The 13979-nt window shown below is 44.5% G+C and carries 16 protein-coding genes and 1 tRNA gene; 12 read left to right on the top strand and 5 right to left on the bottom strand.

Features of this window, described 5'->3' with window-relative positions; translation table 11 throughout:
- Window positions 1-111 precede the first annotated feature (111 nt).
- From TH606_RS04245 to TH606_RS04205, 9 genes are all read left to right on the top strand, one after another.
- Complete coding sequence (locus TH606_RS04245; protein WP_068541584.1) at window positions 112-588, top strand: phosphate-starvation-inducible PsiE family protein; 477 nt, start codon at window positions 112-114, stop codon at window positions 586-588.
- Window positions 589-668: 80 nt separating this feature from the next.
- Complete coding sequence (gene hrcA, locus TH606_RS04240; protein WP_068541582.1) at window positions 669-1703, top strand: heat-inducible transcriptional repressor HrcA; 1035 nt, start codon at window positions 669-671, stop codon at window positions 1701-1703.
- A 39-nt stretch (window positions 1704-1742) separates the two neighbouring features.
- A complete protein-coding gene (grpE, locus tag TH606_RS04235) occupies window positions 1743-2390 on the top strand; it encodes a nucleotide exchange factor GrpE (protein ID WP_068541580.1) in 648 nt (215 codons plus the stop codon).
- A 17-nt stretch (window positions 2391-2407) separates the two neighbouring features.
- Window positions 2408-4348, top strand: a complete 1941-nt coding sequence (dnaK, locus tag TH606_RS04230) for a molecular chaperone DnaK (RefSeq protein ID WP_068541578.1) — start codon at window positions 2408-2410, stop codon at window positions 4346-4348.
- Window positions 4349-4378: 30 nt separating this feature from the next.
- Window positions 4379-4942 carry a 16S rRNA (guanine(966)-N(2))-methyltransferase RsmD gene (rsmD, locus tag TH606_RS04225; RefSeq protein WP_082863508.1) on the top strand — a complete coding sequence of 188 codons (564 nt, stop codon included), beginning with the start codon at window positions 4379-4381 and terminating at the stop codon, window positions 4940-4942.
- Complete coding sequence (gene coaD, locus TH606_RS04220) at window positions 4942-5436, top strand: pantetheine-phosphate adenylyltransferase (RefSeq protein WP_068541576.1); 495 nt, start codon at window positions 4942-4944, stop codon at window positions 5434-5436. Before rsmD ends, coaD begins: the two co-directional genes overlap by 1 nt.
- Window positions 5417-6136, top strand: a complete 720-nt coding sequence (locus TH606_RS04215; protein ID WP_068541574.1) for a DUF3108 domain-containing protein — start codon at window positions 5417-5419, stop codon at window positions 6134-6136. Before coaD ends, TH606_RS04215 begins: the two co-directional genes overlap by 20 nt.
- Window positions 6133-6699 carry a class II aldolase/adducin family protein gene (locus TH606_RS04210; RefSeq protein WP_082863507.1) on the top strand — a complete coding sequence of 189 codons (567 nt, stop codon included), beginning with the start codon at window positions 6133-6135 and terminating at the stop codon, window positions 6697-6699. Before TH606_RS04215 ends, TH606_RS04210 begins: the two co-directional genes overlap by 4 nt.
- A 59-nt stretch (window positions 6700-6758) precedes the next feature.
- Window positions 6759-6835: transfer RNA gene (locus tag TH606_RS04205), tRNA-Met, on the top strand.
- A 362-nt stretch (window positions 6836-7197) separates the two neighbouring features.
- Here TH606_RS04205 and TH606_RS04200 read toward each other — a convergent pair.
- Genes TH606_RS04200 through hisB form a run of 3 tightly spaced genes read right to left on the bottom strand, consistent with a single transcriptional unit; the run spans window position 7198 to window position 9793 of the window.
- Complete coding sequence (locus tag TH606_RS04200; protein ID WP_068541572.1) at window positions 7198-8529, bottom strand: UDP-glucose dehydrogenase family protein; 1332 nt, start codon at window positions 8527-8529, stop codon at window positions 7198-7200.
- Window positions 8530-8539: 10 nt separating this feature from the next.
- Window positions 8540-9193, bottom strand: a complete 654-nt coding sequence (locus TH606_RS04195) for a hypothetical protein (protein ID WP_068541570.1) — start codon at window positions 9191-9193, stop codon at window positions 8540-8542.
- Between the two features lie 9 nt (window positions 9194-9202).
- Window positions 9203-9793 (bottom strand): imidazoleglycerol-phosphate dehydratase HisB, encoded by a 591-nt coding sequence (gene hisB / locus TH606_RS04190; protein WP_068541568.1) that lies wholly within the window; start codon window positions 9791-9793, stop codon window positions 9203-9205.
- A 95-nt stretch (window positions 9794-9888) separates the two neighbouring features.
- Between hisB and TH606_RS04185 the strand changes: the two genes are divergently transcribed.
- The 3 genes from TH606_RS04185 to TH606_RS04175 all read left to right on the top strand — a co-directional run bounded on the left by TH606_RS04185 (window position 9889) and on the right by TH606_RS04175 (window position 12415).
- Window positions 9889-10185 (top strand): hypothetical protein, encoded by a 297-nt coding sequence (locus tag TH606_RS04185; RefSeq protein WP_157627857.1) that lies wholly within the window; start codon window positions 9889-9891, stop codon window positions 10183-10185.
- Window positions 10186-10262: 77 nt separating this feature from the next.
- On the top strand, window positions 10263-11987 hold the full coding sequence (gene purD / locus TH606_RS04180) for a phosphoribosylamine--glycine ligase (protein ID WP_068541564.1): 1725 nt from the start codon (window positions 10263-10265) through the stop codon (window positions 11985-11987).
- A complete protein-coding gene (locus tag TH606_RS04175) occupies window positions 11987-12415 on the top strand; it encodes an EamA family transporter (protein WP_068541562.1) in 429 nt (142 codons plus the stop codon). The genes purD and TH606_RS04175 overlap by 1 nt, the downstream gene beginning before the upstream one ends.
- 46 nt (window positions 12416-12461) lie before the next feature.
- On the opposite strand, the gene TH606_RS04170 is transcribed toward TH606_RS04175, so the two are convergent.
- Together TH606_RS04170 and TH606_RS04165 are read right to left on the bottom strand one after the other, a co-directional pair.
- On the bottom strand, window positions 12462-13007 hold the full coding sequence (locus TH606_RS04170; RefSeq protein ID WP_068541560.1) for a hypothetical protein: 546 nt from the start codon (window positions 13005-13007) through the stop codon (window positions 12462-12464).
- A gap of 12 nt (window positions 13008-13019) precedes the next feature.
- Window positions 13020-13979, bottom strand: coding sequence for a GDP-mannose 4,6-dehydratase (locus tag TH606_RS04165; protein ID WP_068541558.1), 960 nt, complete (start codon window positions 13977-13979; stop codon window positions 13020-13022).

Genomic DNA, 13979 nt, shown 5'->3' with positions numbered 1-13979 from the left:
CGCTTGAAAGGCCTTCTTAAAGGCTTAAATTTTTAAGTGTGTTTCACCTAAACATATTCATTTAATGAAAACCCCAAAAATTTTTCTAAGAGATACGATTGACAAAGGCCTATGAACACAACCAAGAAAAAATCATTTATTATCGGAGTTTATGACCGTATAGAAATATTTTTCTACCTTTTATTAATTTTGGCCCTTATTCTGGCTATTGGCTTTATATTTTTTGAAATTTTTACTTCCTGGGTTCATTATCTCAAGCGAGACGAGATAATTTACTTTGTCTTTTTTGTGCTTGATAGGTCTCTTCTGGCTTTAATGCTGCTTGAAATACTTCACACCATCAAAATAACTCTTAAAGGCTCCATTAAACTGGCTATAGAACCCTTTTTGATGATAGGCATTATCGCTTCAGTAAGGCGTATTCTGGTGCTCTCAGTAGAGATTGCCCATCCCCCTGAAGGTTGTGTGGCTTCTGAAGAGATGTTCAAACACTACATGCTTGAAACAGCCCTTTTAATTGTCCTGATTCTTTCATTTGTAGCAGGTATAATATTTTTGCGGCGTTGTTTAGGGGCTCAGGGCAGATAAAACAATAAGACAAAACTCCTGATTGCTTTAATGGCCCGATATTATTACACTAAAGTTTAACCAACTATTTGAAGGAAATTATGTTTGAAGCTTTAGAACTTTCTGACCGTTATAAAAAGGTGCTTACCATTGTGGTGGAGGATTATATTCGCCACGCTGAGCCTGTAGGCTCGCGTACCGTGGCCAAGCGTCTAAAGCCACCTTTATCACCAGCTACAGTGCGCAATATCATGGCAGACCTTGAAGAACTGGGGCTTCTTGCCCAGCCCCATGTCTCCGCCGGGCGAGTGCCTACAGAAGAAGGTTTTAGATACTACGTAGAAAATTTGCTTGAAGCCGAACCCCTGGCTGATGAGGCCAGAGAAACCATTGAAAAGGCCTTTGAAAGCGAAGAGATAGAAGATCTTTCTGAGCTTTTGCGTATTACTTCACGGCTTTTAACCCAGATGACTGGCTTCCCTTCTGTAGTATCTTCTCCCAGAATAGGCCACGAAAGGCTTATTAAACTTGATTTTGTGCCTCTGGGCCGAGGGTTGGTGCTGGTGGTAGCGGTTACTGAGGCGGGCATTGTAGTTAACCGACTTTTAAAAATTCCTGAAAGTATCTCCCCTGGAGCCCTGGAACGTCTGGCCAGTTATCTCAATCAGAAGCTCCCTAAGGTTACCTTAGAAGAAGCCCGCGATGAGCTTTTAAAGGAAATAGAAGCTGAAAGAAAATTTCTAGATAGGCTTTTTGAAGAACTTGAAGAAAGTGAAACTCCTTCTGAACCAATAGTAGAAGGCATTTCTCGCCTTCTAGATGTTCCGGAGTTCAAAGATGTAGAACGCCTTAAAGAACTTCTCGCGGCCTTTGAAGAAAAAAACATATTTCTGAAAATTATAGAACGCTGCTTGGGAAGTCATGGAGTCCAGGTCTTAATTGGGGCAGAGACTGGCCTTGGAGCCCCGCGAAACTTAAGTGCCGTAGCTTCTCCCTATTATCGGGCAAGGAATCCCATGGGAGGCTTGGCTGTTATAGGCCCTATCAGAATGGACTATTCTAAAGTCGTGCCGGTGGTGGATTATACCTCAAGAATTGTCTCTCACCTTCTGGACAAGTTCCTTCCCCGTACTTAATTTTTCTCCGAGAAGAAAACGATAGAGGAGGTAAGCCTTATGGCCAAGGTTTACCACCTCTATCGAGGTGGTGTGCCAGCGAAAAAGGAAAAGGAGGGTACTAAAAATATGGAAAAGGCCAAACAAGAGGCCCAGGAAACTCAAGAGACTAAAGAAACATATCCTGAGAGCCGGGAAGAACTCATAGAACTTATCAAAAAGAAAGAAGCTGAAGTTAAAGAATATAAAGAACTGGCCCTTCGCTATGCCGCAGAGGTAGAAAATCTAAAAAAGAGTTTTAAGCGCGAGAAAGAGGAATACTTCAAGTATGCACTTGAAACTTTCATGAAGGAGCTTTTGCCTTTTGTAGACAATTTGGAAAGGGCCCTTGAGGCGGCTAAACAATCGCAAGACGCCAAGGCCCTGATTGAAGGGATTGAATTAACCCTTAAGGGACTCTTTCAAACTTTAGAAAAGTTTGGTCTCAAGCAGTTTGAAGTGGTTATTGGTGATACTTTTAAACCAGAGATTCACGAAGCTCTGACGGTAGAAGAGACCCACGAACACCCTGAAGGGGCAGTAGTTAGAACCTTTCAGAAGGGTTATACCCTTCACGGGCGGGTTATTCGCCCGGCCTTAGTAGCGGTGGCTAAAAAACCTGCTGAAAGTCAGAAGGAAACGCCTGACCAGGGCGAAAATAAAAATTAAGATTGGAGGTAGAGACCATGAGTGAAAAAAACACCAAACCTTTTGGGATAGACCTTGGAACCACTAACTCTTGCATGGCTATCTACGAAGCGGGAGAGCCTAAAGTTATCCCTAACCAGGAAGGAACGCGCACTACACCTTCGGTGGTGGCCTTTTTGGAAGATGGCCAGATTCTCGTTGGCCAGCTGGCTAAACGCCAGGCCATTACCAACGCTGAAAACACCATTTTCGGCATCAAGCGCCTTATGGGGCGCAAATTCAAAGACCCTGTAGTCCAGGAGTGGGCTAAACGCGTTCCTTATAAGATTGTTGAGGCTCCTAATGGCGACGCGCACGTAGAAGTGCGTGGCAAACGCTACAGCCCACCTGAAATTTCCGCTATGATTCTTCGCAAACTTAAAGAAGACGCTCAGGAATACCTCGGCAGTGAAGTTAAAGAAGCGGTTATCACTGTCCCGGCTTATTTTGACGACTCTCAGCGCCAGGCCACCAAAGACGCTGGCCGTATTGCTGGCCTTGATGTGAAGCGTATCATTAACGAACCTACCGCTGCCTGCCTGGCCTACGGGCTTGACAAAAAGAAAGAAGGCACCGTAGCTGTCTTTGACCTTGGTGGCGGAACCTTTGATATCTCCATCCTTGAAATTGGCGAAGGTGTTTTTGAAGTTAAGGCCACCTCTGGTGACACCTTCCTTGGTGGTGAAGACTTTGACATGCGCCTGGTTGACTACATTGCCGAGGAATTCAAAAAAGAACACGGTATTGACCTGCGGCAGGACCGTATGGCCCTTCAGCGTTTGAAAGAAGCGGCAGAAAAGGCTAAGATTGAGCTTTCAACGGTTCAGGAAACTGAAATAAACCTCCCGTTTATTACGGCTGATGCCAGTGGCCCAAAGCACCTGGTAATGAAGATTACCAGGGCTAAACTTGAAAGCCTGTGTCAGGACCTTTTAGACCGTCTGGAAGAACCCTGCCGTATCGCGATGAAAGACGCAGGCATTACCCCACAGGACATTGACGAAGTCCTGCTGGTTGGTGGTATGACCCGTATGCCGGCAGTACAGCGCAAAGTGAAGGAAATATTCGGCAAAGAGCCGGTAAAAGGCGTAAACCCCGACGAAGTAGTAGCCATGGGGGCAGCTATTCAGGCCGGTGTTCTCAAGGGCGAAGTAAAAGATGTGTTGCTACTTGACGTAACACCGCTTTCTCTCGGTATTGAGACTCTGGGTGGTGTATTTACAGTGATTATCCCGCGGGGCACCACCATACCTACACGTAAAAGCCAGATTTTTACCACCGCAGCTGACAACCAGACCTCGGTTACCATACACGTGCTTCAGGGCGAGCGCCCCATGGCCAAGGACAACAAGAGCATAGCCCGCTTTGAACTGGTAGGTATTCCACCAGCACCGCGTGGTGTGCCGCAAATTGAAGTTACCTTTGACATAGACGCCGACGGTATCTTAAACGTAACAGCTAAAGACCTGGCTACTGGTAAAGAGCAATCGGTGGTGGTGAAGCCTTCTTCTGGTCTCACTGAGGAAGAGATTCAGAAGATGATTAAAGAGGCTGAAATGCACGCTGAGGAAGACCGCCGCCGCAAAGAACTCATTGAAGCCCGCAACCAGGCTGATAGCATCATCTACTCTGTTGAAAAATCTTTAAGTGAACTGGGTGACAAGGTACCCGAAGACCTGCGCAAAGAGGTCCAGGAAAAGATAGACAATCTCCGCAAAGTTATGGAAGGCGAAGATCTTGAAGCTATCCGCAAAGCTACTGAAGAGCTTACCCAGGCCTCTTATCGCCTGGCGGAGATGGCTTACAAACACGCCCAGGCCGGTCAGGCTGGCGCTGCTGGAGCAGGAGCTCAGGGTACCGCTGGTGGTGAGACGGGTGGAAGCAGTGAGAAAAAAGGCGGCGATGACGTAATTGACGCTGATTTTGAAGAAATGAAGTAAATCCATCTTGCTAGTCTGAAAAGCGGGGCTTTGGCCCCGCTTTTTTATTTTGGAGATATGCGCATAACCGCTGGCAAACACCGTGGCCGCATTTTAAAGGCTCCCAAGTCTCGCGATATCCGCCCTATGATGGACAAGGTGCGCAAGGCCCTCTTTGATTCCCTTGGTCCGCAGGTGGAAGGGGCAAAAGTGCTTGACCTTTTTTGTGGCACTGGAGCCCTGGGACTTGAGGCCCTTTCGCGTGGCGCCAAAAAGGTCATTTTTGTTGACCAAAGTGGCGAAGCCCTTTCTCTGGTAAAAGAGAACCTGTCAAGCCTTAAGGAAACAGCTGAAATAAAGCGTCTCACCCTTCCCAAAGGCTTAAAAAATCTTTTCTCAGAAGCGCCCTTTGATTTAATTTTTATTACCCCTCCCTATGGCACCGGCCTTGCATTAAAAACCTTAAAGAAAATAGAGCCTTTTTTAGCTGAAGATGGTGTGGTAGTGGTTGAGGAAAACACGGAAGAAAATTTTCCAGAAGAGATAGAAGGCCTTATAAAATTTCGTGAAAAAACTTACGGCCAAACAAGGCTACATTTTTACCGGAGGCGCTAATGGAGAAAAGAATAGCCATTTATCCTGGGGCTTTTGATCCGGTCACTTATGGACACATAGATTTGATGAAAAGGGCCCTTCGCATTTTTGATTATCTCATCGTAGCCATTGGAGAAAACCCGGCCAAAAAACCCCTTTTTACCGTGGAAGAACGGCTTGAAATGATAAGAAAAGCCCTTTCAGGGTATGATTTTTTTGATAGGGTAGAAGTAACCAGCTTCCCGGGACTTTTAGTGGATTTTGCCGCTCAGAAAGGAGCCAAGGTGATTGTAAGAGGCTTAAGGGCTGTTTCTGACTTTGAATACGAATTCCAGCTGGCCCTTATGAACCGTAAGCTTAATCGCCAAATAGATACTATCTTTCTTATGCCGGGGTTCAGGTGGTTTTTTATCTGTTCTACTATTGTCAAAGAAGCTGCCCGTTTCGGCGGAGACGTCTCAGATCTTGTGCCTCCCAATGTAGAGGAGAAACTGCGTGAAAAATTTAATTATTAGCTTTATTCTTCTGTGGTGTTTTTTGCCCTGGCCGGCAAAGGCCGTAGAGAAACAGGTTTACCATTACAAAGTCTCCTGGCTGGCCATACCTGCTGGCCAAATAAAAGTCACCGTAATAAAAAGCGGCTCCCGCACCAAGCTCATAGCCAAGGCCTGGACTACCGGATTTGTGCGTATGCTTCTTCCTTTTGAATCAACCTGGACCACCTGGCTTGACCCGGAAGGATATCCCCGCCGCAGTCGTATTTATCGGGTAGAAAGAGGGAAAGCTGTTTTAAAAGAGTTTATTTACGACCAACAAAGGGGTAAGGTAATAAGATACAAAAATGGCCGTAAAGAAAAAGAAATAAAGCTTAAACATTATCCGGTCCATGATGAGCTTTCCGCTTTTTACGCTTCTATGAATACCATTATGGAAAAACCTGGTGAAGAAAAGACCTTCTGGATTTTTGCGAAAGATAAAGCCAACCAGGCCCTTCTAAAATATTTGAAAGACGAAAATATCAATACCGTCTGTGGCCGCCTGAAAACTCAAAAAATGGAAGTCACTTTTGGCTTTCAGAGCGAGCTAATTGAGCGCTCTAAAAAAGCTTATCTGTGGCTGGCCCGAAAGCTGGTAATAAAGGCCCAGGGAGAATTAACTCTGGGGCATATTACGGCCGGTCTTACCAATTTACCATGTAAAGGAGGTAAAAAGTGAAGTTTCCAAGAAGCACTGTAGCCGAATTTGCCCGTAAAGCCGGAGAAGAAGGCCTGATGGTGGGAAGTGAAGGCAATATTTCCGTAAAGGTTAAAGATAGAATTTATATTACCCCTTCAGGTGTTTTCAAAAAAGAACTTGAGTCCCAAGACATAGTAGTCCTTGATCTAGAAGGCAACATTATTGATGGGCGCAACCCGAGCTCTGAATTTAGAATGCATCTAGCAGTTTATAAAACACGCGAAGATGTTTCCGCTATTATTCACGCCCATCCGCCTTACACTCTGGCTTTAGATTTAACCGGCGAAGATTTTAATAAAAATTATTTAGCAGAGATACCTCTAATTCTCGGAAAAGTAAGCCGTGTCCCTTATAGGGAACCTGGAACTGAAGATTTGGCTAAAGAAGTAGCTGAAGCCTCACAAGAAGCAGATGTTTTAGTGCTTGAACGGCATGGAGCAGTTACACTGGGTAAAAACTTATCTCAGGCCTTAAATCTCATGCTGGTGCTTGAAAAAGTCTCCAAAGTAATCCTTCTAGCCAAAAGCTGTAAGGCTTTATAGAGGTAAAGTTACAGGTTATTGACAAAAATTTTAAACAGATTATTTTTAAAAGCGACTGACGCGGGGTGGAGCAGCCTGGTAGCTCGTCGGGCTCATAACCCGAAGGTCGGCGGTTCAAATCCGCCCCCCGCAACCAATTTTTTCTTCTCTATTAATCACCACCTACAAAATAAGACCTGTTTCTTGTAAGCTAGAATTTCATCTATTGAGACCTTTAAAAAAGCATCATTGATTGCAATACTTATCCTTAAAGTATCCACCATTAGACTGCTTCGTTTTTTCCAGACAAAGCTAGAGATCTCTTCGCAATGAAAAAGCGGAGCGAAATGGAAATCTCCTCGCGGTGACAGCACGGATACCTCAGCCTTGAAGTATGCCGAAGGGGCTACCCCACGACAACAGCGCCGCTTCGCCACAATGATACTCCGCCTGCTTAAGCCAGGCTTGTAAAAATTAAAGCTCTATTTTTGCACTACAAGCCCTTATAGAAGAAAACTCTTAAAGATAAGCTTTTTCAGACAAGTTTCCTCGCCCCATACCTGTATAACGGAAGCCTAATTTTTGCATACGAGCTGGCTCATAAATATTGCGGGCGTCAACAATGGCTGGCTCAGCCATTAGGCCTTTTATCTTTTCTAGATCAAGATAGCGGAACTCATTCCACTCCGTAAGTATAAGAAGACAATGAGCCCCTTCCGCCGCTTCATAGGGATCACTTGCGTATTCAACCGGAAGATTGGGTTTGGCTTTCCTAAATTCTTCTTCGGCTATAGGGTCATAGGCCTGCACCTTAGCGCCCTCAGCCACCAGTTTTTCAATTATATCAAGGGCAGGAGATTCTCTCACATCACTGGTATTGGGTTTAAAGGCTAGTCCCAACACAGCAATAGTTTTTCCAGAAATATCTCCACACATTTGCTTAACCTTTTCCACGGTAACCTCACGCTGTCTCTCGTTAACAGTTAGAACAGCCTCAAGTATATGCATGGGGTGGTCGTTCTGTTTGCCGAGATAGGCAAGGGCGCGGACGTCTTTTGGAAAACAAGAACCACCAAAACCAGGACCTGGGTTAAGAAACCTGGGACCAATGCGAGGGTCAAGCCCCATGGCCTTGGCTACAGTTATAACGTCTGCTCCCACTTTATCACAAAGAGTGGCCACTTCGTTAATAAAACTTATTTTGGTGGCCAAAAAGGCATTAGAGGCATATTTAATCATTTCAGCAGTTTCAAGGTCAGTTATCACAAAAGGGGTTTCAGCCAGATAAAGGGGGCGATAAATATCTTTGATTATGGCAATGGCGTGGTCACTTTCACCGCCTATAACTACCCTATCAGGGCGCATAAAGTCTTCAATAGCACAACCCTCACGTAAAAACTCCGGATTAGAAATAATATCAACTTTGACGTCATTTTTTTTGTTTTCGTCTATTAGCTGTTTGATCCAGCGATTGGTGCCCACCGGAACAGTACTTTTGGTAACAATTACCTTGTATTCGTCTATGGTTTCAGCTAAAGAGAGGGCTACTGATTTTACCGCTGAAAGGTCTGCTGAGCCGTCAGGAGCTGGAGGAGTTCCCACACAAATAAAGATAACAAGCGTGCGTTTTACCGCCTCTGCCAAATCTGTAGTAAAAGAAAGCCTTCCTGCCTTTACGTTTTTGGCCACCAGTTCTTTTAGCCCGGGTTCGTAAAAAGGAATTTCCCCTGCTTTAAGTTTGGCTATTTTTTCTTCGTCTATATCTACGCAAACTACGTTCATGCCAAAGTCTGCCATGCCAGCTCCAGATACCAGGCCAACATAGCCCGTACCAATTACCGCTATATGCATAAAAAACCTCCTATTCTTTCGGGGGATTAAGATAAGGGAATTTAGCCAAGACCTGTTTTAAGCCCCTTTCGGCCAGTTCTTCAGCCGTCAGCCAGCGTATCTTGCCGTAAAGTTTTATTTTTAAAATATTCTCACTAAGGGGTTTTTGGGTTTCATCAAACCAGCCCCGCCAGATAACTTTACCTTCTGGAACTTTTACTAAAATAAGGGCAAAGGCCACCGAAGCAGGCTTAACCACCGAAAAGGCCGTGCCCTCCCGCTCGCGAAAACGGAAGACTTTACCATAAAGGACGGCATCTACTCCAAGGCGCTTCCCTATTTCGGCGATTAATTTATAGGCCGAAGCCCCAGTGTGTAGGGACAAGACTTCTGCCCAGAGGCTTAAAGCCTGGTTCTCGGGTACTAAGTAGATATGTGGTTTATCTGCCAAATACTGGTAAAGAAGTTCGGTTAACTTTTGAGCGGCCTCAACAGAAACCTGATTGTCAGGCGTAATCTTACCAGCAAAAGCACAGGTTATTTCGTCTTCTTTCTGGCCAGGACACACCGGCTCAAAGGGAAGAACCGCTATTTTCTTAATAGGCGGATAAATAGAAAGATCCTTTGGCCTGGCACAAGAAAACAAGACCAGCCCCATTAACAAAAAAATTAAAATTCTTTTCATTTTTAACCCCTAAAGAACCCCTTTAGAAGAAAGAACTTTATCTTGCTTTAAAGGAGATAAAGCCCTTTTAAGGGCATGGCCCAACGCTTTAAAGCCAGCTTCTACCATATGATGGGCATTCTCTCCATAAATAAAATGTATATGCAAAGTAAAAGCCCCTTTCATAGCCAGGGCCTTTAAAAATTCACTGATTAGTTCGGTATCAAAAGTACCAATTTTTTCCACCGGCATTTTCCCTTTTTGTACAAAGCAAGGCCTTTCCGCCAGGTCTATATAAACGGCAGCAAGAGCCTCTTCCATAGGAATAACGGCTTCCCCATAACGAGAAATACCTCGGCGCTCACCAAGTCCTTTTCTAAGGGCTTCACCCAGGGTAAGGCCAACGTCTTCCACTGTATGGTGATAATCCACGTGTAAATCACCTCTGGCCTTTACCTCTAAACTAAAATCTCCGTGGACAGCTAAAAGTTCTAACATGTGGTCAAGAAAACCCACCCCGGTGTCAATTTTAATATGGCCTGGGGTATAAGGGTCCCAAAAAACTTTAACCTCTGTTTCAAACGTCTTTCTTTTAACTTCTATCGGAAATTTGTTTTTCATCTTTAAGTCCTCACTAAAAATGGCCGATTCTCATAACGATGAACAATGAAATTTATTCCAAGCTTAACCAATTAATGGCGTCTCTTCAAAAGGAGTTGCCTATAAAATTTTTTAATCTCACCCAGATACCAGAGGCGGTAAACTGGGCGGAAACAGGTGGTATCTCTGTCCACGAAAATTTTCACACCCGCCGAAAGCTATCATATCACGTTATTTCAGCGAGCAGAGAAAATCTAGAGGCCTTTTGCCGCAAAGTAGGCTTACCAACAGACCAGATAAAGGCCTCGGAATTTTACCGTTTCTGGCATACCACCTGGACCCCATTTCCACCTGGACCAAAACCCAAACGGAGACGCGGCCGCCCACCCAAACGGCCTTCTATCCAAGGATAAAAGAAAAGGCTTGACCTCTCAACCTAGCTCTTCTAGGATTTTTTCAAAAATAGAAAATGCGGGAAAGGGGAGTCAAAATGAAAGTTTTAGTCTTAGGTAGTGGTGGCCGAGAACATGCCCTGTGCTGGAAACTGGCTCAAAGTCCTTTGATAGAAAAGGTTTTTTGCGCCCCTGGAAATGCCGGCATTGCTGAAGATGCTGAGTGTATTCCTATTTCCGTAAATGATTTTGAGGCTTTAGCAGATTTTGCTCAAAAAGAAGATATCGCCTTTACCATTGTAGGGCCAGAGGACCCTCTGGCCAAAGGAATAGTAGATTTCTTTGAAGATAGAGGGCTTAAAATATTTGGCCCTTCTGCCAAGGCGGCCCAAATAGAAGGCAGCAAAGTTTTTGCAAAAAAAATTATGGCCAAATACGGCATACCTACGGCTTCTTTTGAAATTTTTGATGACCCTCAAAAAGCTATAGAATACGTTGAAAAAAAGGGCGCTCCTATAGTGGTTAAAGCCGACGGGTTGGCAGCTGGCAAAGGAGTTATCGTTTGTGACACCGTAGAAGAAGCAAAGGAAGCCATTAACAAAATTATGGTTGAAAAGGCATTCGGAGAGGCAGGAAATAGGGTAGTTATAGAAGAATGCCTCTTCGGAGAAGAAGCCTCTTTCATGATACTTACAGATGGAAAAACACTTTTCGTCCTCCCCTCCTCCCAGGACCACAAGCCCCTTTTAGACGGTGACAAAGGGCCTAACACAGGGGGTATGGGTGCCTACTCCCCGGCGCCAGTAGTAACTCCCGAGCTTGAAGAAAAAATCATGAAAACCATAATGGAACCCTTAATTAAGGGGTTAGCTCAGGAAGGCATTCCCTACAAGGGCGTTCTTTACGCAGGCCTTATGATTGTTGACGGAGAGCCTTATGTGCTTGAATTTAATTGCCGTTTTGGAGATCCAGAATGCCAGCCCCTTATGATGCGCATCAAAAGTGACCTCGCTGAAATTATAATGGCGGCTTTAGAAGGCAAATTAGCCGAGAAAAAACTTGAGCTTAGAGAAGAAGCTGCGGTTTGCGTGGTAATGGCAAGCAAAGGCTATCCTGGAAAGTATGAAAAGGGAAAAGTCATAAAAGGCCTGGAAGAAGTTGGCAGAATGCCCGGGGTGAAAGTATTTCACGCCGGAACAGCTAAAAAAGACGGTGAGTTTGTAACTAATGGTGGCAGAGTACTAGGGGTTACGGCCCTTGGCAAAGATATACCTGAAGCCATTGATAAGGCCTACGAAGCGGTAGAAAAGATTTCGTGGGAAGGGGTCCATTTTCGCCGCGATATCGGCCGAAAAGCCATAAAGCACCTTCCGCCTAAAGTTTTAATTTTTGCCGGAAGCAAGTCTGATCTACCCATTATCTTTAAAACCGAAGAAGTTTTCCAGGAATTTCTGGTGCCATATCGCATTGTGGTAGCCTCATCTTATAGAAATCCAGATAAAGTACGCTCTCTGGTAAAAAATGCAGAAGAAAAAGGGATCAAGGTTCTGGTGGCTGGAGCCGGTCTTGCTGCTCATCTGGCAGGAGCCATTGCTTCTGAAACTATTTTGCCGGTAATCGGCCTGCCTTTAGCCACAGGAACTTTAGGGGGAATAGACGCTTTATTATCTACCGCTCAAATGCCACCAGGAGTACCTGTGGCTACCGTAACTATAAATGGCTCTATAAATGCCGCTATACTGGCCATCCAAATGTTAGCGCTATCAGATGAGCGCTTACAAAAAAGGCTCTTAAAATATAAAAAGCAGTTGGCCGAAAACTAATGTCTAGCAAAGCTATTTTTCTTTGGTTACTCACTATCTTTTTCTGGGGCTCTGCTCCACTTCTTGAAAGAATGGCTTTAAAGGGTATGTCTCCCCTTTTGGCACTGGCCTTGCGTACCGGGTTTGCTGCCATTCTTTTGGTATTAGCCGTTTTAATTGGTGGAGAATATAAGTCTGTTCCCCAGTTAGGCAGAAAAGAGTTAGGAGCAGCCCTGGCCAGTGGTATAGTGGCTGGAGTCCTGGGAATGTTTACTTATTTCTCGCTATTAAAAACCGGCCAGGCCTCAAAAGTGGTTCCTTTAACCGCCGCTTACCCTTTGGTAACAGCTATTTTGTCTCTCCTTATTTTGGGAGAAAGAATTACTTTAATGCGCTTCTCAGGAATTATAATAACAATCTTGGGGCTAATTATATTACTACGAAGCTAATCTAACTTTCCACAGTTAAGACCTGATATCTATGAAATAATCAGATTTAACCAAACGATCTGGCAAACAGGTCCTCAATAGCCCTCTGGCCTTCTTCAGTAAGATTACGTGTTCCCGTGCCTACAAAAGTATTGTGAGAGATAACAGGGTTGTCTTCCTCCCATTTTCCGTCTTTCCAGGTAAACCAGCGGCCCTGCTTCTGGTCAAACACATGAAGAGGCCGGTTAAAAAGCTTGGCAAGCTCTGCAGCCCAGCCAGTACCACCCTTTACCGTGGCGTTAGGTAGTATTTCTCCCACAATAAAAACCTGGTAACCCTTGTTTACCATATGAAAAATAACCTGTAGCACTTTACGAATACGCTCAGGTTTAGCGTAATTGCGCTTCATCATTTTGGACACCAACTCCATACTGATATCTCCGCGCTTTAACTCTTCATCAGAAAGGACCACTAAGTTTTTGGCCCTATCTGGAGTGTGGCCTTCATAAGTGAAAACCACTTCGTTTACCCCCCATTTTTCCGCACACTCACCAAAATAAGCCTCAGCGCCTCTCAGGCCACTGTGATATAAAGTGCATTCTTCAGGCTTCATGGTTATCCTCCATTAAATATCTCTCGCTTCTTTCTTATACCAGGAAATAAAACGTTTTATCCCTTCTTCAATAGGAACCTGGGGATTATATCCCAAAAGCTTTTTGGCTTTAGAAATGTCCGCATATGTTATTGGAACATCTCCCGCCTGAAAAGGTAAAAATTTTATCTTTGCCGGTTTAGCAAGATTCTCCTCAATAAGCCTTATAAGGGTTAAAAGATCCGTAACCCTGGACTCTCCCAAATTAAAAACTTCGTAATCAAAATCCTTATCAATAGCCGCTACCACGCCCTGTATAATATCGTCAATATAAGTATAATCTCGTTTAGAAGAACCATCTCCATAAACCGGTATTTCCTTACCTTCGTCAATGAGACGGGTAAACTTGTGAATGGCCATTTCAGGCCGCTGGCGAGGGCCGTAAACTGTAAAAAAACGAAGACAGACTACCTTTAAACCAAACAGATGATGATAGGCATGACACATAAGTTCATTGGCTCTCTTAGTAGCGGCATAGGGAGAAACTGGCCTGTCCGCACATATATCTTCTCGGAAAGGGACCTGGTCAGTGTAGCCGTAAACAGAAGAGGAACTGCCATAAACAAACTTGGGCACTTCAAAACGCCTGGCCATCTCTAAAAGGTTAGTCGTCCCCACTCCGTTTACTTCCTCGTATAAGATTGGATCTTCTACTGAAGGGCGTACTCCTGCTCTCGCTGCCAGATGGACTACACATTTTATAGAATAACGCTTAAAAACTCGCTCAAGAAAAGGGAGGTCACGAATATCACCCTGCTCCAGATGAAAATTAGGGTTTTTAAGGGCCTGCTTTAAGTTTTTCCATTTTATTTTAGGTGAATAGTAATCATTAAAATCATCAACAACGACGACTTTTTCTCCCCGAGCCAATAAGTTATCCACCAGATGCGAACCAATAAAACCCGCACCACCAGTAACTAAAATCGCGTCCAT

The sequence above is a fragment of the Thermodesulfatator autotrophicus genome (assembly GCF_001642325.1).
GTDB classification, from domain to species: Bacteria; Desulfobacterota; Thermodesulfobacteria; order Thermodesulfobacteriales; family Thermodesulfatatoraceae; genus Thermodesulfatator; species Thermodesulfatator autotrophicus.
The sequence above is the reverse complement of the archived record's forward strand: the minus strand, read 5'-3'. Positions and strand labels throughout refer to the sequence as shown.

Excerpts from the sequence above, each read along its gene's own strand:
- TH606_RS04245 (WP_068541584.1), top strand. The coding sequence starts at position 112 with ATGAACACAACCAAGAAAAAATCATTTATTATCGGAGTTTATGACCGT.
- hrcA (WP_068541582.1), top strand. The coding sequence starts at position 669 with ATGTTTGAAGCTTTAGAACTTTCTGACCGTTATAAAAAGGTGCTTACC.
- grpE (WP_068541580.1), top strand. The coding sequence starts at position 1,743 with ATGGCCAAGGTTTACCACCTCTATCGAGGTGGTGTGCCAGCGAAAAAG.
- dnaK (WP_068541578.1), top strand. The coding sequence starts at position 2,408 with ATGAGTGAAAAAAACACCAAACCTTTTGGGATAGACCTTGGAACCACT.
- coaD (WP_068541576.1), top strand. The coding sequence starts at position 4,942 with ATGGAGAAAAGAATAGCCATTTATCCTGGGGCTTTTGATCCGGTCACT.
- TH606_RS04200 (WP_068541572.1), bottom strand. The coding sequence starts at position 8,529 with ATGCATATAGCGGTAATTGGTACGGGCTATGTTGGCCTGGTATCTGGA.
- TH606_RS04195 (WP_068541570.1), bottom strand. The coding sequence starts at position 9,193 with ATGAAAAGAATTTTAATTTTTTTGTTAATGGGGCTGGTCTTGTTTTCT.
- hisB (WP_068541568.1), bottom strand. The coding sequence starts at position 9,793 with ATGAAAAACAAATTTCCGATAGAAGTTAAAAGAAAGACGTTTGAAACA.
- purD (WP_068541564.1), top strand. The coding sequence starts at position 10,263 with ATGAAAGTTTTAGTCTTAGGTAGTGGTGGCCGAGAACATGCCCTGTGC.
- TH606_RS04175 (WP_068541562.1), top strand. The coding sequence starts at position 11,987 with ATGTCTAGCAAAGCTATTTTTCTTTGGTTACTCACTATCTTTTTCTGG.
- TH606_RS04170 (WP_068541560.1), bottom strand. The coding sequence starts at position 13,007 with ATGAAGCCTGAAGAATGCACTTTATATCACAGTGGCCTGAGAGGCGCT.
- TH606_RS04165 (WP_068541558.1), bottom strand. The coding sequence starts at position 13,979 with ATGGACGCGATTTTAGTTACTGGTGGTGCGGGTTTTATTGGTTCGCAT.